We start from the raw sequence: 23,731 nt of genomic DNA on the forward strand, positions 1-23,731 counted from the left end.
GCGGGTGCCGTGGACGGCGCCCCGCCCCGGTGCGGCCGGGTGCGGTCAGCCGCGGCGCGCGCCGTGGGCGGCGAGCCCCCGGGCCAGGTCGAAGGCCGCGACGGGACCGGCCCCGTCGGTGTTCCAGGGCGCGGCGCCGCAGTACGGGCCGATCGCGCGGAACTGGTCGAGCGCCGCCGCGTGCATGCGGGCCTCGCCCATGCGGTGCGCCAGCAGGTGGCGCAGCCGGGGCAGGCCCTCGTGGTCGGGTCGTACGGTGTCCAGCCGGCCCGCGATGTCGAGGAGCCGGGCCCGGTTCGCCTCGGAGCGGGCGGTACGGGCGGCGCGCGCGCCGCGCAGTTCGCCCAGCGCGTGCAGGTGGACCCCGGGCAGCAGGCTGCCCGCCGGGGCCTGGGCGGCGGCCCGCCCGGCGAACTCGATCATCAGCTCGTCGGAGCCGTGCCACTTGGCGCACCAGTACTGCATGGCCTGCCAGTGGGCGGCCGTGTGGTGGGGCGCGCGGAGCGTGAGGTTGCGCCACAGGTCGGCGAACTGGCTGTGCGTGTACGACAGCGCCCGCGCGGCCGTGATCATGACGACCCAGGGTCCGGGGTCCGCGGGGGCCAGGTCGGCGGCCCGCTGCGCGGCGGCCACGGCCGCGGGCAGTTGCGCGTGGAAGTCGCGCATGTCGGCGTCCGGCACCTCGCGGGCGACGGCCGAGCCGCGCACCGCCCACGCCCGGCTGACCAGCAGTCGGGCGTGGGCCGTGCCGGCGTCGCCGTCGGCGGGTTCGGCGGTGCGCCAGTCGGTGAGCCAGCGGTCGTCGGCTTCGGCGAGCCGGATCAGCAGCTCCAGCCGGGTCCAGCGCTCGTCCCAGTCCGTTCCGGCGGCCCGGACGTGGGCGGCGGCGGGCCGCCACTCGCCCTCCCGGGCGGCGGCGATGACGCGCCGGCGCTCGTCCGCACGCTCCGGGTCGGCCTCGGGGCCGGCGCCGCGCGGGTCGAGCAGCTCCCGGGGGGCGAGACCGAAGGCGGCCGGGTCGAAGCGCGTACGGACCCAGCGGGTGGCGAGCGCGCGTGCGGCGCGGTTGACGATCACGGCCGGAATCATGCGGCCTGATCATCACTTACGGCAACTTTATTGGCCAAGGCTGCGGGGTCGAGCGCGGGGAGCCGTCGCCTCCGACGGGACATATCCGCCGACGGCCGGAGAATCCGGCACCCGCGCCGGGCCGGGGCCGTTCTCGGGTGCCCGTGCCCGTGCCCGTGCCCGTGCCCGTGCCCGTGCCCGTGCCCGTGCCCGCCCCGTCCCCGCCCCGTCCCCGCGCCGCCCCGTCCCCGCGCCGCCCCGCGTACGCGCCCGGCGTCAGTGCGGCAGCGTCGCCGGGGACCCGCCGTTGGCCTCGTACCCCGCGACCGCCAGCGCCCGGTACACCGCGTACGTCGCCGCCGGGTCCGGGGCCGTCGACCAGGGCAGCGCGCCCACGTACCCGTCCACGTGCCGCACCTGCTCCATCGCCTCCGCCCAGCGCTCCATGTTCACCAGGAACACCAGCAGCAGGTGCCGTACGTGCGCCAGCATCGGGTCGTCCTGCCGCGCCGTGCGCACCGCGTACATCGCGCCCTCCACCGCCCGCGTCACGACCGCGCTGCGGTAGAAGCTCTGCACCAGGTTGACCTCGGGCAGGTGCTCGTACACCGCGAACAGCGGCAGCGCCGCCAGCAGCGAACCCTGCGGGGCGCGGGCGGCCGCCGCGTGCGCGAAGGCGTCGGCCTTCTCCCGCGAACCGTGCCACTTCTCGCACCAGTAGTGCAGGGCCGCCAGGTGCGCGCCCATGTGCTGCGGAGCCAGGTCGATGATCCGCGCCCACAGGACGTCGAAGTCCGCCTCCGAGTAACCCAGCGCCCGCGCCACCGCCAGCTCCGTGATGTACGGGACCGGGTCGCCCGGCGCCAGCAGCGTCGCCCGCCGGCACGCGTCGCGGGCCTCCTCCAGGATGATCCGGTGGTCGGTGGAGCCCACGCCGCCCGAGTGCCGCCACGCCTGCTGCACCAGCAGCTCCGCGTGCACCTGCGCGCCGCCCGCGTCCTTCTCGGCCTCCAGCCGCCACGCCTTCAGCCAGCGCGCCCCGGCCCCGGGCTCCCGTACGAGTTCCAGCGCCGCCGCGCCGCCGAAGGACTGCACCCGCTGCCAGCGCTGCTCGCCCTCCCTCGGGGTACCGGCGAGCAGGGCCGACGCGGCCTGCCAGTGGCCGCTGCGCTGGACGTTGCCCAGCGCGTCCATCAGGTCCTGGTCGGGCCCGGGCACCCGGATGTCCAGCTGCTCCTCGCGCACGAAGCCGTAGTCGGCGGGGTCGGCGGCGTCGGGGCTGCCGGGCGCCACCTGGCGGATGCCGCCGGCGAATCCACCCCGCTTGCGACGCACGTACGGCAGCACGACGGCCACGATCAGGACCAGGGCCATCAGGACCAAGAGAATCTCCATGCCGCCAAGCGAACCAGACGCACCCGGGCCAAGGCCAATGGTGTGGCTCCCCGTCCTCGTTCCAGGTCGGCGGGGCAGGTCAGCGGCCCGTCGCCGCCCCGTCAGGCCGGAAGAGGACCGGGGCCCGGACGGGGCATAGCATCTGCCCATGAGCGACGACAGCCACGAGCACCAGAGCTTCGAGACCCGTGCGATCCACGCGGGCAACACGGCGGACCCGCAGACCGGCGCGGTCGTACCCCCGATCTACCAGGTGTCCACGTACAAGCAGGACGGCGTGGGCGGTCTGCGCGGCGGCTACGAGTACAGCCGCAGCGCCAACCCCACCCGGACCGCGCTGGAGGAGAACCTCGCGGCGCTGGAGGGCGGCCGCCGCGGCCTCGCCTTCGCGTCCGGGCTCGCCGCCGAGGACTGCCTGCTGCGCACCCTGCTCGCGCCGGGCGACCACGTGGTCATCCCCAACGACGCCTACGGCGGCACCTTCCGCCTCTTCGCGAAGGTCGTCTCCCGCTGGGGCGTGGAGTGGTCGGTGGCCGACACCTCCGACCCGGCGTCCGTGCGCGCCGCCCTCACCCCGAAGACGAAGGTCATCTGGGTCGAGACCCCCTCCAACCCGCTGCTCGGCATCACCGACATCGCCGTCGTCGCCGACATCGCGCGCTCGGCCGGCGCCAAGCTGGTCGTCGACAACACCTTCGCCTCGCCCTACCTCCAGCAGCCGCTGGCGCTCGGCGCGGACGTGGTCGTGCACTCCCTGACGAAGTACATGGGCGGCCACTCCGACGTCGTCGGCGGCGCCCTGGTCGCCGCGGACGCGGCCCTCGGCGAGGAACTGGCCTACCACCAGAACGCGATGGGCGCGGTCGCCGGTCCCTTCGACTCCTGGATCGTGCTGCGCGGCATCAAGACGCTGGCCGTGCGCATGGACCGGCACGCGGAGAACGCCGCCAAGATCGTGGAGGTGCTCACGCGCCACCCGAAGGTCACCCAGGTCCTCTACCCGGGACTGCCCGAGCACCCGGGCCACGAGGTCGCCGCGAAGCAGATGCGCAACTTCGGCGGGATGATCTCCTTCCGCGTCGCCGGCGGCGAGGAGGAGGCCGTCGCGGTGTGCGGTCGCACCAAGATCTTCACGCTGGCCGAGTCGCTGGGCGGCGTCGAGTCCCTCATCGAGCACCCGGGCCGGATGACCCACGCCTCGGTGGCCGGCTCGGCCCTGGAGGTCCCGGCGGACCTGATCCGCCTCTCGGTCGGCATCGAGAACGCCGACGACCTCGTCGCGGACCTGACCCGCGCCCTCGGCTGAGACGGCCCGGTCCCGGCCCGAACGGCCACGATCCCCCCGCCCCCGGAGCGCTACCAGCCCTCCAGGGGCGGGGAGATGCCGCTCGGCGGCGTCACCCACGGCCGGGTCAGCGAGGTCCACACCGTGAAGGCCACCGCCGCCGCGAACAGCACCGTCCAGCCCAGCCGGCGCAGGGCCCGGCGGCGGCGCAGCAGGCGCCGGCCGTGCGCGGCGGCGTCCACCACGAGAGCGGCCGGCACCACCGGGTGCGGGCCCTCCATCAGCTTCCGGACCTGGTCCTCCTTGCGGTCGAGGGGACTCACGCGGCCCCCCGCCCCGACGCGGCACCCGGCTCCGGCCCGGAGCCCGCGCCGCGTCCCGACCCCGCCCGCATCGTGGCGACGGCCCGGTTGCACACGGCCTCGACCCGCTCGGGCGGCAGCCCCAGCTGCGCGGCCGTGACCTCCTCCGCCACGCCCTCGTAGACCCGCATGACCAGCACCAGCCGCTCCATCGGGCTCAGCCGCGCGAGCACCCCCGTACCGCCGGGATGGCGCCAGGACGTCCGGGCGTACGCCGCGCACAGCTCCTGGCGGGTGTGGTCGTACGGGTCGTCACCGCGCAACCGGTTCCAGTGCGCGTACGTACGGGCCAGCGCCCCGGCGAGCAGCCGGCGCGCGGCCGTCGCCCCGGTCGGGGCCTCGGCCGTCAGCAGCACCGCGACGTGCAGGAGCCGCCCCGCCGCGCCCGCGACGAAGGCCTCGAACTCCGGGTCGCGCCCCGAACGCCGGTCCACAGGCCACATAGTGCGGCCGGTGCCACCACCCCGGTCAAGGGGTCGGACGGGCCGGGATCAGCGCGCCGCGCTCAGGAGGCCGGGCCGCCCTCGGAGGCGGCGGCCATCAGCTCCGACAGGGAGAGGTTGAAGCGGGTCAGCAGGGTCGTGAAGGACTCGCGCTCCTCCTCCGCCCAGTGCTCGGTCACCCGCGCCATCAGCTCGCGCCGCGAGGACCGCACCTCCTCCAGGCGGGCCAGCCCGCGCGCGGACAGCGCGAGGACCACGGCCCGACCGTCCTCGGGGTGCGAGGTCCGCTTGACGAGGCCGCTGTCGACGAGCGGGGCGACCTGCCGGGTGACCGTGGAGGAGTCGATGCCCATCCCGCCGGCCAGCGCCTTGACGCCCATCGGGCCTTCCAGGTCGAGCCGGTTCAGGAGCAGGTACGCGGCGCGGTCCATCGAGTTGCGCGCCTGGCCGACGCCGCCGAGGCGGGTCTGCTCGGCCCGGCGGGCGAACACCGCGACCTGGTGCTGGAGCGAGTCGAGGAGACCGGCTCCGGCGGGCGCTTCGGCCGCCGTGGGCAGGTCGGAACGGGCCGGGATGGAGGGCATGGCCGTGGGCTCTCTTCGCGTGGGGCCGACAAGGATGGGGGACAGAGTACGCGGCCGTGCGGCGGCCCGTACGCCGCGTACGAGAACTGGTGCGGCCCATCGGTCCGGTCGCCCGGGGGTCGTCCCGGATGGCGAGATCTCGCCCCTGCCCGCGTGGACTCCGGGGTTCGCCGGGGCGGGCCGGGCCGGTCGTCCACCCGTCGGTCGTCCCTGCGCCGTGACCTGCGGGGGCTGCGAGACTGGCGGTATGAACTACCGCGTGCCCCAGCCCGTCCCCCAGGTCATCCTCGACGACGTCCGGGGGGCCCAGAAGATGCTGTCGGGGGTTTCTCGGGTCACGCCGATGGAAGGCAGCCGGCACCTCTCCTCCCTCACCGGTTCCCCGGTCCACCTCAAGTGCGAGAACCTCCAGCGGACCGGCTCCTTCAAGCTGCGCGGCGCGTACGTGCGCATCGCCGGCCTGCGCCCCGAACAGCGGGCGGCCGGCGTGGTCGCGGCGAGCGCCGGCAACCACGCGCAGGGCGTGGCGCTGGCCTCCTCGCTCCTCGGGGTCCGCTCCACGGTGTTCATGCCGGTCGGGGCGCCGCTGCCCAAGGTGGCCGCGACCCAGGAGTACGGCGCCGAGGTCCGGCTGCACGGCGAGGTCGTCGACGAGACCCTCGCCGCCGCCCAGGAGTACGCGGACCGCACCGGCGCGGAGTTCATCCACCCCTTCGACCACCGCGACATCATCGCCGGCCAGGGCACGGTGGGCCTGGAGATCCTGGAGCAGTGCCCCGAGGTCCGGACGATCCTCGTCGGCATCGGCGGCGGCGGGCTCGCCGCGGGCATCGCCGTCGCGGTGAAGGCGCTGCGCCCGGACGTCAGGGTCATCGGCGTGCAGGCGGCGGGCGCGGCCGCCTACCCGCCCTCGCTGAAGGTCGGCCACCCGGTGTCGGTGGACAACCCGAGCACGATGGCGGACGGCATCAAGGTGGGCCGCCCCGGCGACGTCCCGTTCAAAATCATTGGCGAGCTGCTCGACGACGTGCGTACGGTCTCCGAGGACGCGCTCTCCAGCGCCCTGCTGCTGTGCATGGAGCGGGCGAAGCTGGTCGTCGAGCCGGCCGGGTGCAGCCCGGTGGCGGCGCTGCTGAGCGAGCCCGAACGGTACGGCGACGGCCCCGTGGTCGCCGTGCTGTCCGGAGGGAACGTCGACCCGCTGCTGCTCCAGCGGATCCTGCGGCACGGCATGGCCGCCGCGGGCCGTTACCTGTCGCTGCGGCTGCGGGTCACCGACCGTCCGGGCGCGCTGGCGGCCCTGCTCGGGGTACTGTCCGCGCTGGACGCGAACGTGCTGGACGTCAGCCACGTGCGCACCGACCCGCGGCTCGGGCTCACCGAGGTCGAGGTGGAACTCCACCTGGAGACCAAGGGGCCGAAGCACTGTGCGGAGGTGGCCCGTTCCCTGCACGGTGCGGGGTACGCGGTCATCGGCTGAGCGCGGGGGAGGAGCCGGCGGTGGTTCCGAGAAAAGCATGGCGGAACGCGATATAACGCGATAGCGTGACGGCCGTCGGGCGCTGCCCGTCCGACGCCACCTTGAATTTGTGCAGGAAAGTCCTGATTCTTCGGGCCCCGAAACCATCCGGCCCGAATCGCTCTGGGAGAATCCGTATGCCAGGCGCCATCTATGCCGAAGGACTCGTCAAGACCTTCGGCGACGTAAGGGCTCTGGACGGCGTGGACCTCGATGTCCCCGAAGGCACCGTGCTGGGGCTCCTCGGCCCCAACGGCGCGGGCAAGACCACCACCGTCCGTGTCCTGACCACCCTCCTCCAGCCCGACAGCGGCCGGGCCGTCGTCGCCGGGATCGACGTCCTCAAGCAGCCCAACGAAGTCCGCCGGGCCATCGGCCTGTCCGGCCAGTTCGCCGCCGTCGACGAGTACCTGACCGGCCGCGAGAACCTCAACATGGTGGGCCGGCTCTACCAGATGACGGCGAAGGCCGCGAAGGCCCGGGCCGACGAACTGCTCGAACGCTTCAACCTCGCCGACGCCGCCGACCGCACCGCCAAGACCTACTCCGGCGGCATGCGCAGGCGACTCGACCTCGCCGCGGCCCTCGTCGTCAGCCCGCCCGTGATGTTCATGGACGAGCCGACCACCGGACTCGACCCGCGCAACCGCCAGCAACTGTGGGGGATCATCCAGGAACTGGTCGCCGCCGGCACCACCCTGCTGCTCACCACGCAGTACCTGGAGGAGGCCGACCACCTCGCGCACGACATCTGTGTGGTGGACCACGGCAAGGTCATCGCCCGCGGCACCTCCGACCAGCTCAAGGCCCGTACGGGCGGCGAACGCGTCGAGGTCGTCGTCCACGACCGCGCCCACATCACCACCGCCCGCGAGGTCCTCGCGGGCTTCGGCAAGGGCGAGGCCACGGTCGAGGAGCACACCCGCAAGCTGACCGTGCCCGTCGCGGGCGGCGCCAAGCTGCTCGCCGAGGTCATCCGTGAACTCGACGGCCGCGGCATCGAGATCGACGACATCGGCCTGCGCCGCCCCACCCTCGACGACGTGTTCATCTCCCTGACCGGCCACGCGGCCGAACTGGCGGCGGAGGAGAACGGCGAGGCGCCCGCCACCGGCAAGGGCGACGCCCAGGGCAAGGGCCGCACGGCGCGTAAGGAGACGGCGAAGTGACCCTCACCTCCCCGACCCCGGGCACCTCCCCGGCCCCGGAGATCGCCGCACCCCGGCCGCGGGGCGGCATCGTCCAGGGGGTCAACGACTCCCTGGTGATCGCCAAGCGGAACCTCATCCGCATGTCCCGGATCCCCGAGATGATCATCTTTGGCGTGATCCAGCCGGTCATGTTCGTCGTGCTGTTCAGCTACGTGTTCGGCGGCTCCATCAGCGTCGGCGGCAGCACCTCCCCGTCGGACTACCGCGAGTTCCTGATGGCGGGCATCTTCGCCCAGACCGTCACCTTCGCCACGGCCGGCGCGGGCGCGGGCATCGCCGACGACATGCACAAGGGCCTGATCGACCGGTTCCGCTCGCTGCCCATGGCCCGCGGCGCGGTCCTCACCGGACGCACCCTCGCCGACCTCGTCCAGACCACGCTCACCCTCGTCGTCCTGGCGGTCGTGGCCCTGCTCGTCGGCTGGCGCACCCACACCAGCATCGGCGAGGTCCTCGGCGGCTTCGCCCTGCTGCTCCTGCTCGGCTACGCCTTCTCCTGGATCGGCGCCCTGATCGGCCTGTCGGTCCGCACGCCGGAGGCGGCCACCTCGGGCGGGCTGATCTGGCTCTTCCCGTTGACGTTCATCTCGAACGCCTTCGTCCCCTCCGACAACATGCCGACGTTCCTGCGGCACATCGCGGAGTGGAACCCCTTCAGCGCCACCGTCCAGGCGTCCCGGGAACTCTTCGGCAACCTGCCGGAGGGCTACCCCGTCGCGGACGCCTGGCCGATGCAGCACCCCGTGTGGGCGTCGATCATCTGGTCGGTGCTGATCATCGTGGTCTTCCGCACCCTCGCGGTCCGCAAGTACCGCTCGGCCACCGTCTGAGACCCCCCCCGCACGTGCGGGAGCCCCCGTCCGGAGCGGTCCGGACGGGGGCTCCCGCGCGCGTGCGCGTAAGGAGGGATCAGCCGTTGAAGGGCTTGACGGCCAGGATCTTGACGGTCGCCTGCTTGCCGTTCGGCAGCTCGTACCGGGCGTCCTCGCCGATCTTCTTGCCGTTCACGCCGCTGCCCAGCGGGGACTGCGGGGAGTAGGTCTCGAAGTCCGACGACGCGTACTCGCGGGAGGCGAGGAGGAACTCCAGGGTGTCGTCCTCGTCGCCGTCGAAGGCGATCGTGATCAGGGTGCCGGGGGCGGCCACGCCGTCGGACGCGGGCGCGGTGCCGACCTTCGCCTTCTCCAGGAGCTGCGTGAGCTGACGCACCCGGAGCTCCTGCTTGCCCTGCTCCTCCTTGGCCGCGTGGTAACCGCCGTTCTCGCGCAGGTCGCCCTCCTCGCGGGCGGCGGCGATCTTCGTGGCGATCTCCGTGCGTGCGGGACCAGAGAGGTAGTCCAGCTCGGCCTTCAGCTGGTCATACGCCGCCTGCGTCAGCCAGGTGACGTTATCGCTCGTCTGGGTCACGGGTGCTCCTCGTCGGTACAGGGGAATGCGAAGCCGCCGGCGGCGGGCGAAACCACGAGCCTAACAATTCGGGAAGAAAAGGGGGAGGACACCCGGTGAGTGAAGTGTGTCATCGCGTTCCGGATACCCGCCGGGCAGCCGGTCCCGAAGGAGGCGTCGTTCGAGCGGTCCGGGGTCAGCCGACCGGGGACGCGGCGCTCTGACAGCCGACCAGTTCGACGGCGGTCGCACGCCCGGTCGTCCTCAGCGTGACGACCTCGTCCACGCGCGTGTCGCGCTGCGCGAAAGTGAAGTCGGCGCGGCCGACCTCACCGTGCTGCTCGTCCTGGGAACTGAGGGTGCAGACACCGGTCACCGAGGCGTCCTTGCGGACCTCCAGGTGCACCTTGACCTCGGTGTCCGACAGGATCTGGAACTTGATCATCTCGCCGCTGACGCTCTGACCGCCGACGTAGTCCCAGCCGATCCAGCCGACCACGCCCAGCAGGACCACGCCCAGTACCGACCCGACCACCTTGAGCCTGCGGTCCGCACGCTCGTCCTCGGACCGGCCGTACCGGCCTTCGGGGAGCCCTTCGCGCACCGCGCTCATGATCGTTCCTCTCAGTGGGGAGGGTGAGGCACCCGTTGGAATTTTCCGACCCCCCGTTCGGTCACTATAGAAGCCGACCGTCGCGCCGAATCACAGAGGATCCCGCCTTGACCGAGCAGCTCCGACTGATGGCCGTCCACGCCCACCCCGACGACGAGTCGAGCAAGGGCGCGGCCACCATGGCCAAGTACGTCTCCGAGGGGGTGCCCGTCCTCGTCGTGACCTGCACCGGCGGCGAGCGCGGCTCCGTCCTGAACCCCAAGCTCCAGGGCGACAAGTACATCGAGGAGAACATCCACGAGGTGCGCGCCAAGGAGATGGACGAGGCCCGCGAGATCCTCGGCATCGACCAGGAATGGCTCGGCTACGTCGACTCCGGCCTTCCCGAGGGCGACCCGCTGCCGCCGCTGCCCGAGGGCTGCTTCGCCCTCGCGGACGTGGAGGAGGCCGCCGGCGAGCTGGTGAAGAAGATCCGCGCCTTCAAGCCGCAGGTCATCACCACCTACGACGAGAACGGTGGCTACCCGCACCCCGACCACATCATGACCCACAAGATCACGATGGTGGCCTTCGACGGCGCGGCCGACACCGAGAAGTTCCCGGAGGCCGAGTACGGCGTCGCCTACCAGCCGCAGAAGCTCTACTACAACCAGGGCTTCAACAAGCCGCGCACCGTCGCCCTCCACGAGGCGCTCCTCGCGCGCGGCCTGGAGTCGCCGTACGGGGAGTGGCTGGAGCGCTGGAAGGAGTTCGAGCGCACCGAGCGGACCCTGACCACGCACGTGCCCTGCGCGGACTTCTTCGAGATCCGTGACAAGGCCCTCATCGCGCACGCCACCCAGATCGACCCGGACGGCGGCTGGTTCCGCGTTCCGATGGAGCTCCAGCGGGAGGTCTGGCCCACCGAGGAGTACGAGCTGGCGAAGTCGCTCGTGGACACCTCCCTCCCCGAGTCCGACCTCTTCGCGGGCATCCGGGAGAATGCGTAGCTATGAGCGCTACGCAGTCAGCCCTGACCCAGCTCCTCCCCCTGGCCGGCGACACCTTCGACAAGAACAAGGTGACCCCCGGAATCCTGGGCTTCATCGTGTTCGCGGCCCTCGCCCTCGGCGTGTGGTTCCTGATGAAGTCGATGACCCGGCACATGGGGCGGGTGGACTTCCAGGAAGCCCCGGAGCCGGCCGCCGCGGGCCCGAAGGGCGCGCGGACGGCAGCCACCCCGGACAGCACCGGCTGACACCCCGCACGCGAACGCCGCCCCGCCCGGAGGACCGGTGGGGCGGCGCTTCCCCGGCGGGGTGACGCCGCTGGGGTCGTGCGTACGGGCCGGGGCGGGCCGGTGGGGGCCCGGCCCGCACGTGGGCGTACGGATCCGGACCCCCTCGCGGGAGCCGGTCGGACCGGCCCACCTCCGCGTACGGACCCGCTCGCGCCCGTCGGGGCGCGGGACGGGTTCCGCCCACTCCCGCGGGGGCGCGGTACCGGTTCCGCTCAGGCCCGCGGTGGGACCGGGACCCCCATGACCTCGCGCGAGCGCAGGCTCGGGACCATGCCCAGCCGCCACGCCTGCCAGCCCTCCGTCGGGTCCACGCCCCGGCCCAGGATCACCCCGTACGTCTCCAGGCAGTCGTCCAGCCTGCCGTCGCGCAGCGGATGCGGGGCCGCCACCAGCCGGGACAGCTCGGCCCGCGCCTCGTCCGGGGCGGCGGGGTCCGCGTACGGCAGCAGCGTGCACCGCAGGAAGCGGGCCCAGTCCTCGCCGCGCAGGTCCCCGTACGAGACGAACAGCCGCGCCGCCTCCTCGCACAGGCCGAGCGCCTGTGGGATCCGGCCGTTGCCCGCGTCCACCACCGCCAGCTCCAGGCAGGTCCACGCCTCGCCGTGGGCGAGCCCGATGCGTCGGAAATCGGCCCGCGCGTCCACCAGCAGCTGACGGGCGAAGCCGGAGTTGCGCAGGTTCCCCGTCTGCGCCGCCCGCTGGTCGCGGGTGACCCGGCCCGAGTGGTGGCGGGCGTGCGCCAGCCCGTACACGTCCCGCATCCGCGAGAACATCGTCCGCGCCCGCTCCAGCTCCCGGACCGCCCGGTCCCGCTCGCCGCCCTCCTCCAACGCCTGCCCGAGGTAGTACAGCGTCCATGCCTCCCCGCGCGTGTCCTCCGCCAGCCGGTGCCGGCCCAGCGCGTCGCGCAGCCGCTCCTGCGCCGGACCGGGATCGCCGCCGACCACCCGGGCCCGACCCAGCTGGGTCAGCGCCCAGGCCCGGCCCCGGTCGTCGCGGGTGCGCCCGTACAGGTCCAGGGCCCGGTTCAACTCCGTCTCGGCCCGCGGCACGTCCCCGAGCCGCAGGTGGACCTGGCCCAACTGGAAGTGCGCCCACGCCTCGCCGTGCACGCTCTCGTTCTCCCGGTGCAGCACCAGCGAGCGCTCCAGCAGCGCCAGGGCCTCCGCCAGGTGCGCCCGGTCGCGTTCGACCGCCGCCAGCGCGTGCAGGCCCCACGCCCGGTCGCCCGCCAGCTCCGGCGCCTCCTGCAGGGCCAGCGCCTCCCGGATGCGGGTCGCCGCCTCCGGCAGGTTGCCCTGGTGGTGCAGGGTGATCCCGAGCGAGACCAGGGCCATCCCGGCGCCCGCCTCCTGCCGGGCCTCCCGGTACTGGTCGACCAGCGAGGTCAGCGTCGTGCGCGACTTGTCCAGCTCGCCGAGCTGACGCGCCGCGATACCGGTGCGCCACTGCACCGAACGCGCCATCCGCTCCTCGTCCACGGCCCGCGTCAGCTCGTTGATCTCCCCGAGCCGGTACAGGTCCCCGCGCAAGAGGCAGAAGTCGCAGAGCGCGCCCAGCAGGTCCAGCACCGTCTGCTGGTCGACGCCCTCCGCGTGCCGCAGGGCCGCCGTGATGAAGCTCGACTCCTCGTCCAGCCAGCGCAGCGCCGCGTCGAGGGAGGCGAAGCCGTGCCCGCCGAAGTGGTTCGCCCGCGTCGACATCTTCCCGTCGACCATCCGGATCACCGAGTCCGCGAGCTGCGCGTAGTCCCGGATCAGCCTCTCCTGGGCGGCCGCCGCCTCCGCCCGGTCCTCGTCCGCCGCCAGCCGCGCCGCCGCGAACGCGCGCACCGCGTCGTGCATCCGGTACCGCTCCCCGCGTACGAGGTCCAGCAGGCCCGCCTGCGCCAGGTCGCTCAGCAGCCGACCGGCCTCCGCCCGGTCCGAGCCCGTCAGCGCCGCCGCCGCGGACGCGCCGAGCGAGGCCCGTCCGGCCAGCGTGAGGCGCCGCAGCAACCGGCGCCGCTCCTGCGGCAGCCGTGCGTAGGCCAGGTCCAGGGCGTGCTCCAACGAACCGTCCCCGCTGTCGGAGGCCCGCGCCGCCCCCAGCGGGGCCAGCACGCGCAGCGCGAGCGGCAGCCCGGCCCCCAGTTCCAGCAGCCCGGCCTCCGCCTCCGGAGCCGGCGCGGCCTCGCCCGCCGCCCGCGCCCCCTCCCGCAGCACCTGCGCCGCCTCCGGCGGCGCCAGCCGCCCCACCGGCAGCTGGTGCACCCAGGCCGACAGGTCCGCGGGCAGCTCCAGCGGCTCCCGCGCCGTGACCAGCACCAGGCTCTCGGAGCGCTCGGGCACGAGCGTGCGCACCTGCGCCGCGTCCACCGCGTCGTCCAGCACCACCGTCACCGGGAGCCCGCGCAGGTGCTGGTGGTACAACTCGCCGAGCCGGCGCACCTGCTGGTCCGCCGACGCCCCTTCGCGGAACAGCAGCTGCTCGCGCGGGGCGCCGAGCCGGTTCAGCAGGTGCAGCAGCGCCTCCCGGGTGGGCAGCGGGGTCTCCGGCGCCGCCGACCCGCCCCGCAGGTCCACCAGGCACGCGCCGCGGAACTGGTCCCGCAGCGCGTGCGCCGCCCGCAGCGCCAGGGAGGTGCGGCCGGAGCCGGGCTCGCCGTGCAGGACCACGACCACCGGCCGGGTCTCGGTGCTGGCCCGGGCCGCCTGTACCCACTGCGCGATCCGGGTCAGCTCCGCCCGCCGGCCCGTGAACAGGGCGCCGGAGTCGGGGAGCTGCCCGAACGACTGCTCCAACATGCCGCGCCGCCGCGCCTCCGCGCTGCGGTCCGTACCGCGCAGCGGGGCGAGCCCGCCGCCGGAGGCCTGCTTGCCGATGGCCGCCGCGCCACCGGACCCGGCTCCCGGGCCCGGCGCGGGCCGGGGAGAGGCGCCGTTCGTGCCGGATCCCGCTCCCGGCCCCGATCCCGACGCCGGCCTGCCCGCCGTTCCGCCGCGCGCGGGGACCCGTACGGCCGCCGCCGCGGTGCGCTCCCGCTCCAGGAACGGCCGTACCCCGCGCACCTCCAGTGCCGACAGCCACTGGAGCCGCAGCTGCTCCGGCCCGCCCGGCCGGCCGGCGGCCCCGGCGCGCCGGTTCGCGGCCGGCAGGTGCAGCGCGGTCACCTTCGCCACGGTCGTGGCCGCCCCCGCGACGCCCACGACGATGCCCGCGCCGACCGCCGTACCGGCGTCGACACCGAACGCCAGGTCCGCGCCCGCCGCGGCGAGGGCGGCGACCGCCGTCACCAGCAGGGCCGTCGAGGTGTTCCCCCGTCGGAAGGCCTCCCCGAGGGACAGGTCCCCGGACGCCGCCTCGTCCAGCGCGAGCGCGTACGCCGCGTACTCCTCGGCCGCGGCCGCGGCCATCCCGTCCAGGGCCTTCAGGCCGCGTGCCAGCAGCGCCTCCTGATCGGCCGGTGGCAGGGCCGACCCCGCGACGCCGCGCCGGGCCTCCTCGTCGACGGCCCGGGCCAGCAGGCGTTCGGCCTCGACACGATGGCTGTCCCGCATCGGCATCCTCCTCGGAGAGCTCCGCAAACGTGCGCCAAGTGTCCTGCGGGACGATCCTGAAGGCGAGCGAATCTGAGCTAGTTCAGAGGGAGTTGGACCAGGACCGATCCCATCGCCGGGCAACCGCGTCCCTGTTGGTCCGCCGTGACGCCCTCCCGGAGGAGGAACCGCCCGCCCGGGGCGGCGAGCCCGTCCAGCCGAGGAGGTGACGCCGCCCGGGTCGCGAGGGGCCGCTCACCGCTCGCGCCTCCCTGGAGATCCACCACACACGCGCCGTGCGGAACGGACGGGGTGGCCCCGGCGGGACGGTCGACATGACGAACGCGAGGGTGTGGTGGGTCGAGAACTGGCCGGATGTCGCCGGCCCCGAGCGCCGCGGGCAGGGGCGCCCGGGGCTCCGCCGCCCGCCCCCACCCCGTCGGGCGCCCCGCGCCGCGGGTCCTCGAACATCCTTCGCCGCCGGCGAGGGCGCCGCCCCCAATCGTCCGAGTCGCCCCGCTGTAAAGAATCCGTTCGGATGGCCGAAAAAAGTCGTCGGTTCTGCCGCATTACAGGGCCTGTGTTATGCGGCAATAGCCGGGCAATTGTGCTTGACGAGTTCTTGAAGGTCTGCTTAAGGTCGGTCCGCAACGTCGAAGTTGCAAACGTTGTGCAGCGCGTTCATTCAGAGCGGGCGACGGGGGTGGCAACGTTCAATATGCCGATACCATTCGCTCGCATGATCACCGACGAAAGGTTAGGGAAATGCGATCTGAAATGACTCTTACGGGTTCCAATTCCGCTGAGGCTCTGGCGGCGCAGGACTTCGCCAACGCCGTTCTCGGCGCGGCGGCCCCGGGCTTCCACGCGGACTGCGAGACGCCGGCCATGGCCACACCGGCCACGCCGACCGTTGCCCAGTTCGTGATCCAGGGCAGCACGATCTGCCTGGTCTGCTGACCCAGGACTGAGACTGCCGCCGGAGAGGCCCGTCGCAACCGGGCCTCTCCGGCGCGCGGTCCAGAGTACTCACGACGGCGGCCAGGCATGCGACGGGGGAGACGGACAATCCGGTGAAATGGAAGTGGTGGGGGCAGTACGCCTCGAATGCGACAGCCGCCCAGGAAGCGGCCGATCGCGTATTTCTTCCGATAGCGATCGGTCAGGCTCTGGCAGCCGCGGAGACCTTGTTTCTCCGTGAGGAATTCGAAGAGGACGGATATCTGAGGGGCACATCGGCCCGGCAGTATCCGGCAGGCACATTGCGGCACCGAATAGGCCGTGTAATCGACCATCCGCGGACTCCCCGCGTGCTCGCGGGTGTGACCCTCGCCGCATCGGCGGGCCTGGCGCTCGCCCGCGGAAACCGGAAGGCCCAGATCGCCGCCGCGGCGGTCATCGGGACGTGCAACCGGCTGAGCGAGATCCGCACCCCCTACGGGCGGGACGGCGCGGACCAGATGACGGCCGTCATCACCCAGTACCGCGCCCTCACCGGGCTGATTCCCGACCAGCGGCTCTCCGACGACCTCTTCCTGCGCGCGGTCAACTTCCAGGCCGGGCTGAGCTACGCGGTCTCGGGAATCTCCAAGGCCTTCGGCAGCAGTTGGGTCCAGGGCGACGCCCTGCTCGAAGTCCTTCAGACGGAGGCGTACGGCCGGGGACCCGCCGCGGCGATCCTGCGCGAGCACCCGCGACTGTGCCGGGCCCTGACCGTCGCGACGGTGGTGTGGGAGACGTCCTTCCCGCTCATCTACCTGTTGCCGCGCAAGCGGGCCTCCCACGCGCTCATGGCCGTCAAGGCCTTCCACGTCGGTGTGGCGGCCGCCATGGAACTGCCGCGCTTCGTCTGGGGGTTCTTCGGGTCCCACGGAGCCGTCGGCTACGTCCTGGACACCCGCGGCGCCCCCCGGACGTTCGAGAAGGCCGTGTTCGCCGTCGCCGGCGGCGCCGTCCTCACGAGCGCGCTGATCGCACGCGAGAAGCGCCGGGTCGCCGAGCAGCGCCGGCTCGGCCCCAAGGGCGCAGCACGGCTCCGCCACGCCGACGGCGAGGTCGAGTACCGGGTGGACCGTCCCGCGGAGGGGACCCCCTCCCGCGCGGTGATCGTCCTGGAGTGCGGCCTCGGGCAGTCCTTCGAATCGTGGGAGTGGGTCGCGCGGAGCCTGGCCGAGCACCACACGGTCATCCGCTACCACCGCTCCGGATACGGCCTCACGACCTCCCGCGCGGAGAACGGCGACCTCCTCGCCGCCGTGCTCGACGAGGTCGGCGTCGAGGGCGGGATCGTGGTGGCCACCCACTCGATCGGATCGCTGAGCGCCGCCTCCTACCTGGGCGAGGGGCCCCTCGCCGGCCGTGTCGACAAGCTGATCGTCGTCGACGGCACCGACCCGGTGCTGCTGGACGAGGACCGCACGGACCGCCGGCGGCTCGGCCGGTTCCTCCAGGCGCAGGTCTACACGCTCGTGGCGGCGCTCACCGGGATCTACGAGTGGGCTCCCAACGCGGTGGAGCGGCAGGCGGGCTACACGCCCGACGTCCAGTACAGCCACGTGCAGTTCGTGTTCTCGCCGAGGAACATCGTCAACTCGGTCCGCGAGTACCGCCGCATGGGGACCGAGGGGGCCGTGGAGCGTCTCGGCGCGGTCGAATCGGTCCTGGTCGTCGCCTCGGACGAGTACGCCGAGCAGCAGGCGGTGCTGGCCGAGAAGCTCGGGGCGAAGTTCGAGGTGGTGCGCGGCTCGGCGCACCGGTCGATCATCGGGTACCGGGAGCACGCCGAACAGGTCGAGGGCGCTATCAGAAGGTTCATGGATGCTTACTGACCGGATCAAGGGCGGGGCGACCACCGTCGCGGTCGGGGCGCTCGCGGCGCACCTGGTGGCGACCGTGCTGCAGAACACCCCCGACTCGTACAACCAGGACATGCGCACGTTCACGGGCGGCTGGCCCATCCCCGGCTGGCGGTTCTTCGCACCGAACCCGGGCGTGCAGAACGTGCACCTGCTGGTGCGGGAGACCACCGACGAGGGTTCGACTCCGTGGCGCGACGTGACCCCCGTCGTACCGCACGGGTGGACGCAGGTGCTGTACAACCCGCGCAGCCGCGGCCCCAAGGCGCTCTTCGACGCCATGCAGCAGCTCTCCATCATGAGCGCGAACCAGGCCGACTTCTCGTGGGTCACCCGGAGCCTGCCGTACGAACTGGTGCTCGCGGCGAGCCGGGCCGCGGTGGCCGACGACGCCCGGGCGCTGCAGTTCCTGCTGATGAACGTGTTCCCCAGCGCGCCCGCGGACCAGCGGATGAAGCCGATCCTCACCTCCGAGTGGATCCCCCTGGGGACCGCCGCCCGCCCGGCGGGAGCCGTCGCGTGAACGTGGAGAAGTTCGAGGGGGCGGAGCTGCACGTCCATGTCACGGGCTCCATCAGCGCGGCGCTCGTGCCGTGGTGGATCCACTGGCTGCGCGAGTTGCAGCCGGAGCTGGTCGTGAACGTGTCGGTGACGCCCGCCGCGTCGCGGTTCGTGGCGGTCCGGGCGCTGCGCCACCTGGCCAACGGCGCCGTGTGGGTCGACTCGTGGGACGACCCGGACGTGCCGCCCGAGGTCAACTCGGGGAGGAGCGGCGCCTCCGAGTGCTTCCTCGTCTTCCCCGCCACGCTGGACACCGTCATGCGCCTGGCGCAGGGGCGCGCGGACTCGCCCGCCCTCATGATGCTCCAGCTGACCGGCGCGCCCCTCGTGATCGCGGACACCTTCCCGGGGTCCAACGAGATCGTCGAGGACAACGTGCGGACCCTCAAGCTCCGCCCGAACGTCGCGTTCGCGCCGCGGGTCAGTGGTGTGCGCGCGAGCAACCGGCAGACGGCCGAGGTGGGTTTCAACCTGCCGGGTGCCCTCGCCGTGGCCAACAGGATGCGGAAGGAAGGGCGTTCCGGTGAGTGATCCGAGCGTGTACGACGAGACGGCGATCGAGGCGTACGACCTGGTGTCGTCGATGCTCTCCCCGGGGGCCGGGCTGGTGGCCTGGGTGTCGTCCCACCGGCCCCTGGACGGGAAGAGCGTCCTGGACCTGGGGTGCGGCACGGGCGTGTCCTCGTTCGCGCTCGCCGAGGCCGGGGCGCGGGTCGTGGCGGTCGACGCCTCGCGGCCGTCCCTGGACGTGCTGGAGAAGAAGCGTCTCGACCGCGAGGTCGAGGCGGTGGAGGGCGACTTCCGCGCACTTCGGTTCGACTCCACGTTCGACGTCGTCACGATGTCCCGGAACACCTTCTTCCTCGCCCAGGAGCAGGAGGACAAGATCGAGCTCCTGCGGGGCATCGCCCGGCACCTGAAGCCGGGCGGCGCGGCCTTCCTGGACTGCACCGACCCCGCCGAGTTCCAGCGCACGGGCGGCGACGCGCACTCGGTCACCTACCCGCTGGGCCGGGACCGGATGTTGACGGTGACGCAGACCGCGGACCGCGCCGCCCAGCAGATCCTGAGCATCTTCCTGGTCCAGGGGGCGTCGACCCTCACCGCGTTCCACGAGCAGGCCACCTGGGCTACGCTGGCGGAGATCCGCCTGATGGCGCGGATCGCGGGTCTGGAAGTGACGGGCGTCAACGGGTCGTACGCGGGAGAGCCGTACACCGCGCGCTCGCGGGAGATGCTGGTCGTACTGGAGCGGCAGTGAGCGAAGTGCCGGCGATCGCCGCGGAGGGTGCCACGGTCGTCCTGGACGGGACCACCCTCCTCGCCCCGACCACGTTCGAGGTGATGCCCGGCGCGTTCTGGTGCCTCACCGGAGGCAACGGCTCCGGGAAGACGACGCTCCTGCGGGCCTTCCTGGGGAGCCGCAGGCTGACGGACGGTGCCGTCCTCGTGTGCGGCGAGACCGTCGACATGGCCAGGCCCCGGCACCGGCGTCTGGTGGCCTCGCTCGTCGAACCGATCCCCGTCGCCCGTGACATGACGCTCCGCGAACAGGTGACCCTGGTCGCCGCCTCCTGGTTCGGCAACACCACGGAGACCGCCGAACGCGCCGACGAGATCATCGGGCGGCTCGGGCTCAGCGCGCTGGGCACCCGCTTCCCCTCCCAGCTCTCCTCCGGCCAGCTCCAGCTCTTCAACCTCGCGCTGACCCTGGTCCGCCCGGCCGACGTCGTCCTGCTCGACGAACCCGAGCGGCACCTCGACACCGATCGTGTCGACCTCGTCGCCGCCCTGCTCGCCGAACGGGCGGAGCAGGGGACGTCGTTCCTGGTCGCCACCCATGAGGCCGCCGTGGTGGAGGCCTGCGACGGCGTCATGGAGCTGGGATGACCATGGACAGCATCAACGCCGTCGAGGCCGACCCCAGGGACCGCGTCCACGCCGTGCGACACCGGTACGCCCACCGCGGCGACCGCGCCACCGTGCAGGACTGGGCGTACACCGTCTACCTCGGCGTCATCCTCAGCGCCGTCTACGTGGCGCCCGTCGTCTACCTGGTGCGCACCACGGCGGCGCTCGTCCCGCTGCCGTCCGCCGAGGCGGTGACGTCCGTGGCCTGCCTGGTCGCGGCGGCGGTGGTCTGGGGCGCCCAGCTCACCGGCCGGTTCTGGGGACCGCTGGTGCTCAAGCCGTTCCTGCTGCACGTGTTCATGTCGACGGACCTGTCCCCGACGCACTACCTCGCGGCGATCGCCCGCCGCCGACTCGCCTACGCGGGACTCGGCACGGTCCTGGTCGTCTGCACGGCGGCGTTCCTGGCGACCGACCTGCTCGACGACCCGGGAAGCCCACTGCTGCCGCAGTCCCTGGCCGTCGCGGTCGGCATCGGCGCCGCCGCCCCCGTGGCCTGGCTGTGGGGCCAGGTCCGCACGGTGCGCGAGAACGTCCTGTTCGCCGCCGCCGTGGCCGTCGCGGCGGCAGGCGTGGCCCTGCTCGGCCGCTCCGCCCTCGTGGGCGGGGGCGGGCCGTGGCTCGTCACCGGTGTGCTCGTGGTCGCGGCCTTCCTGCTCGGCCGGTCCGCGTTCCGGGCCGTCCGTACGGTCGATCTCGCCCGGCTCGCCCGGGAGTCGGCGCGTGCCGCCGAGGCCCAGACCTTCGCCTGGACCGGCACGCTCCACCACGCGCTCGATCTGTACCGCCCCCAGCCGAGCGGGCTCACGTCCGCCCTGACGCGCCCGGACGGGCGGCTGCGCGGCCACCTCGCCCAAGGGGCGGTCCGCGCGGTCCGCACCCGGGGCCGCGCGCTCGCGGCGGCGGTGTTCCTGCCGACCGGCGGCGTCCTGCTGGCCCTCGGGGTCGCCGAGCCGGACGCCCGGCTGGCGACACTGTCCTGGACGACGGGCGCGGTCGGCGTGTACCTGGGGTCCGGCTGGGTCGGCGAGAGCTGGCGCGGGCTGCGCGACGAGCTGACCCTGGCCCCGTTGCTCGGCGAGTGGTGGGGCGGGGTGCTCGCCCGCACCCTGGCCTGGCCGGTCGTCGCCGTGGTGGTCCCGGTGGGGCTCTCGGGCGCCGTCACCGTCCTGACCCGGTGGCCGCTCCAGGACGGACCGGTCGACGCGGTGCTGCTCACGACCGGGTCGGTGGTGCTCGCGCTGGGTGCCAGGTTCCTGCGCGAGATGAAGATGAACCTGCCCGTCGAGCTGCTGCTGCCCATCATCACGCCGCTGGGCGACCTCTCCGCCCTCCGCGTCTTCGTCTGGCAGTTCGACGGTCTCGTCGTCGTCCTGCTCGGCGTCCTCGTGATGAACGGGATGCCGTCCGCGTCGGGCGCCGCCCTGCTCGCGCTGGTCGCGGCCGCCTGCTGCGTCCGGTCGGGCCTGCGCCGCACCGGGTGGCCCCTCCGCCCCTTCGCCACCCGCCTCGGCCGGGTCTAAGGCGGACCGGCCGGCGGCAGGGGTCCCGCGGGACTCCGGGGCGGCAGGGCAGGATGGACACATGGCGAATCGACTGGCCCATGAGACCTCCCCGTACCTCCTTCAGCACGCCGACAACCCGGTCGACTGGTGGCCGTGGTCGCCCGAGGCGTTCGAGGAGGCCCGGCGCCGCGACGTCCCCGTGTTCCTGAGCGTGGGGTACAGCTCCTGCCACTGGTGTCACGTGATGGCGCACGAGTCCTTCGAGGACGAGCCGACCGCCGCCTACATGAACGAGCACTTCGTGAACGTCAAGGTCGACCGGGAGGAGCGCCCCGACGTCGACTCCGTCTACATGGAAGCCGTGCAGGCGGCCACCGGGCAGGGCGGCTGGCCGATGTCCGTCTTCATGACCGCCGACGGCGAGCCCTTCTACTTCGGCACCTACTTCCCGCCCGAGCCCCGCCACGGCATGGCCTCCTTCATGCAGGTCCTCGAAGGGGTGCGGGCCGCCTGGACCGGCCGGCGCGGCGAGGTCGCCGAGGTGGCCCGGAAGATCACCCGCGACCTGGCCGAACGCGAGCTCGGATCGGGCGCCGGAGCGGGGCTGCCGACCGCCGAGTCCCAGGCCAACGCCCTGCTCCAGCTCTCCCGCGACTACGACCCGGCGAGCGGCTGGTTCGGCGGCGGCGACACGAAGTTCCCGGCCGGCATGGTCGTCGAGTTCCTCCTGCGCCACCACGCCCGCACCGGCTCCGACGGCGCCCGCGAGATGGCCGAGGGCACCTGCGAGGCCATGGCGCGCTGCAGCCTCTTCGACCAGGTGGGAGGCGGCTTCCACCGCTACGTGCTGCGCCCGCGGCCGGGCGCCGAGTTGGTCCCGCACTTCGAGAAGATGCTCTACGACAACGCCCTGCTGTGCCGGGCGTACGCGCACCTGTGGCGCAGCACGGCATCCGAACCGGCCCGCCGCGTCGCGTTGGCGACCGCCGACTTCATGGTCCGCGAACTGCGCACCGACCAGGGCGGTTTCGCCTCGGCGCTGGACGCCGACAGCGCGGACCCGGTGACCGGCGAGCACGTCGAGGGCGCGTACTACGCCTGGACGCCGGCCCAACTGGTCGAGGTGCTCGGCGAGGAGGACGGGGCACTGGCGGCGGCCGTCTTCGGGGTGACCGAGGAGGGCACCTTCGAGCACGGGACCTCGGTCCTGCGGTTGCCGCAGGACGGTCCCGACGTGGACGCCGACCGGCTGACCGGCATCAAGGAGCGGCTGCTCGCCGCCCGTGCCGCGCGGCCCGCGCCCGGGCGGGACGACAAGGTCGTCGCCGCCTGGAACGGTCTGGCCGTCGCGGCCCTCGCCGAGTGCGGGGCGTACTTCGAGCGCCCGGACCTGATCGAACGGGCCACCGAGGCCGCCGACCTGCTCGTACGGGTCCACATGGACGGCAAGGCCCGGCTCGCGCGCACCAGCCGTGACGGGGAGGTCGGCCCGAGCGCCGGGGTGCTGGAGGACTACGGCGACGTCGCCGAGGGCTTCCTGACGCTGGCCGCCGTGACCGGCGAGGGGGTCTGGCTGGAGTTCGCCGGGTTCCTCGTCGACCTGGTGCTGGACCGGTTCACCGCCGAGGACGGCTCGCTCTACGACACCGCGCACGACGCCGAGCAGCTCATCCGGCGGCCCCAGGACCCCACCGACACGGCGGCGCCGTCCGGTTGGACCGCCGCCGCGGGGGCGCTGCTGTCGTACGCCGCGCACACCGGCTCGCAGGCGCACCGGACGGCGGCCGAGCGGGCGCTCGGGGTGGTGCACGCCCTCGGGCCGCGCGCCCCGCGTTTCATCGGGCACGGTCTGGCGGTCGCGGAGGCGCTCGTCGACGGGCCGCGCGAGGTGGCCGTCGTCGGACATCCGCAGGACGCGGCGCGGGCCGCGCTGCACCGGACGGCGTTGCTGGGGACGGCTCCCGGGGCGGTGGTGGCGACCGGTCTGCCGCTCCGGGCGGACGGCACCGGCGGGGAGTTCCCCCTTCTGGCCGAGCGCACCCTCGTGGACGACCTGGCGACGGCGTACGTGTGCCGGCACTTCGTCTGCGCGCGACCCACGACCGAACCGGGCGCGCTCGCGGAGCAGTTGGGCACGGTTCGACCCTGAAGCACCGGGGCCGACGTCCGCCGGGGTCCTCGCCGGTCAACGCGGCAAGCAGGACCCGGCCGGGCGGCCGGAGCGGCACCGACCACC

General features: G+C 73.4%; 22 protein-coding genes. 14 read left to right on the forward strand and 8 right to left on the reverse strand.

Features of this window, described 5'->3' with window-relative positions:
* Window positions 1-45: 45 nt before the first annotated feature.
* Window positions 46-1,077: a hypothetical protein gene (locus ACZ4XJ_RS16985; RefSeq protein WP_468496610.1), complete on the reverse strand. Its 1,032-nt coding sequence runs from the start codon at window positions 1,075-1,077 to the stop codon at window positions 46-48.
* Window positions 1,078-1,344: 267 nt separating this feature from the next.
* Window positions 1,345-2,463: a hypothetical protein gene (locus tag ACZ4XJ_RS16990; RefSeq protein WP_362883040.1), complete on the reverse strand. Its 1,119-nt coding sequence runs from the start codon at window positions 2,461-2,463 to the stop codon at window positions 1,345-1,347.
* Between the two features lie 148 nt (window positions 2,464-2,611).
* Here ACZ4XJ_RS16990 and ACZ4XJ_RS16995 point away from each other — a divergent pair, with 148 nt between their 5' ends.
* The gene (locus ACZ4XJ_RS16995) at window positions 2,612-3,769 is read left to right on the forward strand and encodes a cystathionine gamma-synthase (RefSeq protein ID WP_362883038.1); all 1,158 of its coding nucleotides are present in this window, start codon (window positions 2,612-2,614) and stop codon (window positions 3,767-3,769) included.
* A gap of 50 nt (window positions 3,770-3,819) precedes the next feature.
* Here ACZ4XJ_RS16995 and ACZ4XJ_RS17000 read toward each other — a convergent pair whose 3' ends face one another.
* From ACZ4XJ_RS17000 to ACZ4XJ_RS17010, 3 genes are all read right to left on the reverse strand, one after another.
* Window positions 3,820-4,071 carry a hypothetical protein gene (locus ACZ4XJ_RS17000; RefSeq protein ID WP_468496611.1) on the reverse strand — a complete coding sequence of 84 codons (252 nt, stop codon included), beginning with the start codon at window positions 4,069-4,071 and terminating at the stop codon, window positions 3,820-3,822.
* Complete coding sequence (locus tag ACZ4XJ_RS17005; protein ID WP_362883035.1) at window positions 4,068-4,544, reverse strand: sigma factor-like helix-turn-helix DNA-binding protein; 477 nt, start codon at window positions 4,542-4,544, stop codon at window positions 4,068-4,070. The genes ACZ4XJ_RS17000 and ACZ4XJ_RS17005 overlap by 4 nt, the downstream gene beginning before the upstream one ends.
* Before the next feature lie 71 nt (window positions 4,545-4,615).
* Window positions 4,616-5,137, reverse strand: a complete 522-nt coding sequence (locus ACZ4XJ_RS17010) for a MarR family winged helix-turn-helix transcriptional regulator (RefSeq protein ID WP_362883033.1) — start codon at window positions 5,135-5,137, stop codon at window positions 4,616-4,618.
* A gap of 247 nt (window positions 5,138-5,384) precedes the next feature.
* On the opposite strand from ACZ4XJ_RS17010, the gene ilvA reads away from it, so the two are divergent.
* From ilvA to ACZ4XJ_RS17025, 3 genes are all read left to right on the forward strand, one after another.
* Window positions 5,385-6,617: a threonine ammonia-lyase gene (ilvA, locus tag ACZ4XJ_RS17015; RefSeq protein WP_468496612.1), complete on the forward strand. Its 1,233-nt coding sequence runs from the start codon at window positions 5,385-5,387 to the stop codon at window positions 6,615-6,617.
* 176 nt (window positions 6,618-6,793) lie between these two features.
* Window positions 6,794-7,825: an ATP-binding cassette domain-containing protein gene (locus ACZ4XJ_RS17020; RefSeq protein WP_468496613.1), complete on the forward strand. Its 1,032-nt coding sequence runs from the start codon at window positions 6,794-6,796 to the stop codon at window positions 7,823-7,825.
* Window positions 7,822-8,697, forward strand: a complete 876-nt coding sequence (locus ACZ4XJ_RS17025; RefSeq protein ID WP_362883028.1) for an ABC transporter permease — start codon at window positions 7,822-7,824, stop codon at window positions 8,695-8,697. Before ACZ4XJ_RS17020 ends, ACZ4XJ_RS17025 begins: the two co-directional genes overlap by 4 nt.
* 79 nt (window positions 8,698-8,776) lie before the next feature.
* On the opposite strand, the gene greA is transcribed toward ACZ4XJ_RS17025, so the two are convergent.
* Window positions 8,777-9,274, reverse strand: a complete 498-nt coding sequence (gene greA, locus ACZ4XJ_RS17030) for a transcription elongation factor GreA (protein WP_362883026.1) — start codon at window positions 9,272-9,274, stop codon at window positions 8,777-8,779.
* Between the two features lie 175 nt (window positions 9,275-9,449).
* A complete protein-coding gene (locus ACZ4XJ_RS17035; RefSeq protein WP_362883025.1) occupies window positions 9,450-9,866 on the reverse strand; it encodes a DUF4307 domain-containing protein in 417 nt (138 codons plus the stop codon).
* Window positions 9,867-9,973: 107 nt separating this feature from the next.
* Between ACZ4XJ_RS17035 and mca the strand changes: the two genes are divergently transcribed.
* Entirely contained in the window at window positions 9,974-10,855 is an 882-nt protein-coding gene (gene mca / locus ACZ4XJ_RS17040; RefSeq protein ID WP_362883023.1) for a mycothiol conjugate amidase Mca, read from the forward strand.
* A gap of 2 nt (window positions 10,856-10,857) precedes the next feature.
* Window positions 10,858-11,103, forward strand: a complete 246-nt coding sequence (locus tag ACZ4XJ_RS17045; protein ID WP_383992440.1) for a hypothetical protein — start codon at window positions 10,858-10,860, stop codon at window positions 11,101-11,103.
* A 254-nt stretch (window positions 11,104-11,357) separates the two neighbouring features.
* On the opposite strand, the gene ACZ4XJ_RS17050 is transcribed toward ACZ4XJ_RS17045, so the two are convergent.
* A complete protein-coding gene (locus tag ACZ4XJ_RS17050; protein WP_468496614.1) occupies window positions 11,358-14,684 on the reverse strand; it encodes a tetratricopeptide repeat protein in 3,327 nt (1,108 codons plus the stop codon).
* Between the two features lie 744 nt (window positions 14,685-15,428).
* On the opposite strand from ACZ4XJ_RS17050, the gene ACZ4XJ_RS17055 reads away from it, so the two are divergent.
* The 8 genes from ACZ4XJ_RS17055 to ACZ4XJ_RS17090 all read left to right on the forward strand — a co-directional run bounded on the left by ACZ4XJ_RS17055 (window position 15,429) and on the right by ACZ4XJ_RS17090 (window position 23,644).
* Complete coding sequence (locus ACZ4XJ_RS17055; RefSeq protein ID WP_468496615.1) at window positions 15,429-15,623, forward strand: cypemycin family RiPP; 195 nt, start codon at window positions 15,429-15,431, stop codon at window positions 15,621-15,623.
* Window positions 15,624-15,973: 350 nt separating this feature from the next.
* Window positions 15,974-17,491: an alpha/beta fold hydrolase gene (locus tag ACZ4XJ_RS17060; protein ID WP_468496616.1), complete on the forward strand. Its 1,518-nt coding sequence runs from the start codon at window positions 15,974-15,976 to the stop codon at window positions 17,489-17,491.
* Complete coding sequence (locus tag ACZ4XJ_RS17065; protein WP_362883014.1) at window positions 17,481-18,041, forward strand: hypothetical protein; 561 nt, start codon at window positions 17,481-17,483, stop codon at window positions 18,039-18,041. Before ACZ4XJ_RS17060 ends, ACZ4XJ_RS17065 begins: the two co-directional genes overlap by 11 nt.
* Window positions 18,038-18,610 (forward strand): CypD family RiPP peptide-cysteine decarboxylase, encoded by a 573-nt coding sequence (locus ACZ4XJ_RS17070; protein WP_468496617.1) that lies wholly within the window; start codon window positions 18,038-18,040, stop codon window positions 18,608-18,610. The genes ACZ4XJ_RS17065 and ACZ4XJ_RS17070 overlap by 4 nt, the downstream gene beginning before the upstream one ends.
* Window positions 18,603-19,340 carry a class I SAM-dependent methyltransferase gene (locus ACZ4XJ_RS17075; RefSeq protein WP_362883010.1) on the forward strand — a complete coding sequence of 246 codons (738 nt, stop codon included), beginning with the start codon at window positions 18,603-18,605 and terminating at the stop codon, window positions 19,338-19,340. The genes ACZ4XJ_RS17070 and ACZ4XJ_RS17075 overlap by 8 nt, the downstream gene beginning before the upstream one ends.
* The gene (locus tag ACZ4XJ_RS17080) at window positions 19,337-19,969 is read left to right on the forward strand and encodes an ABC transporter ATP-binding protein (protein WP_362883009.1); all 633 of its coding nucleotides are present in this window, start codon (window positions 19,337-19,339) and stop codon (window positions 19,967-19,969) included. The genes ACZ4XJ_RS17075 and ACZ4XJ_RS17080 overlap by 4 nt, the downstream gene beginning before the upstream one ends.
* Window positions 19,966-21,513, forward strand: a complete 1,548-nt coding sequence (locus tag ACZ4XJ_RS17085) for a hypothetical protein (protein WP_468496618.1) — start codon at window positions 19,966-19,968, stop codon at window positions 21,511-21,513. The genes ACZ4XJ_RS17080 and ACZ4XJ_RS17085 overlap by 4 nt, the downstream gene beginning before the upstream one ends.
* Before the next feature lie 61 nt (window positions 21,514-21,574).
* A complete protein-coding gene (locus ACZ4XJ_RS17090) occupies window positions 21,575-23,644 on the forward strand; it encodes a thioredoxin domain-containing protein (RefSeq protein ID WP_468496619.1) in 2,070 nt (689 codons plus the stop codon).
* Window positions 23,645-23,731: the final 87 nt, after the last annotated feature.

The sequence above is a fragment of the Streptomyces sp. NPDC029836 genome, assembly GCF_055574495.1.

Coding starts and splice junctions, on each gene's coding strand:
- ACZ4XJ_RS16990 (WP_362883040.1), bottom strand. CDS start 2,463: ATGGAGATTCTCTTGGTCCTGATGGCCCTGGTCCTGATCGTGGCCGTC.
- ACZ4XJ_RS16995 (WP_362883038.1), top strand. CDS start 2,612: ATGAGCGACGACAGCCACGAGCACCAGAGCTTCGAGACCCGTGCGATC.
- ACZ4XJ_RS17010 (WP_362883033.1), bottom strand. CDS start 5,137: ATGCCCTCCATCCCGGCCCGTTCCGACCTGCCCACGGCGGCCGAAGCG.
- ilvA (WP_468496612.1), top strand. CDS start 5,385: ATGAACTACCGCGTGCCCCAGCCCGTCCCCCAGGTCATCCTCGACGAC.
- ACZ4XJ_RS17020 (WP_468496613.1), top strand. CDS start 6,794: ATGCCAGGCGCCATCTATGCCGAAGGACTCGTCAAGACCTTCGGCGAC.
- ACZ4XJ_RS17035 (WP_362883025.1), bottom strand. CDS start 9,866: ATGAGCGCGGTGCGCGAAGGGCTCCCCGAAGGCCGGTACGGCCGGTCC.
- ACZ4XJ_RS17045 (WP_383992440.1), top strand. CDS start 10,858: ATGAGCGCTACGCAGTCAGCCCTGACCCAGCTCCTCCCCCTGGCCGGC.
- ACZ4XJ_RS17050 (WP_468496614.1), bottom strand. CDS start 14,684: ATGCGGGACAGCCATCGTGTCGAGGCCGAACGCCTGCTGGCCCGGGCC.
- ACZ4XJ_RS17055 (WP_468496615.1), top strand. CDS start 15,429: ATGCGATCTGAAATGACTCTTACGGGTTCCAATTCCGCTGAGGCTCTG.
- ACZ4XJ_RS17065 (WP_362883014.1), top strand. CDS start 17,481: ATGCTTACTGACCGGATCAAGGGCGGGGCGACCACCGTCGCGGTCGGG.
- ACZ4XJ_RS17085 (WP_468496618.1), top strand. CDS start 19,966: ATGACCATGGACAGCATCAACGCCGTCGAGGCCGACCCCAGGGACCGC.
- ACZ4XJ_RS17090 (WP_468496619.1), top strand. CDS start 21,575: ATGGCGAATCGACTGGCCCATGAGACCTCCCCGTACCTCCTTCAGCAC.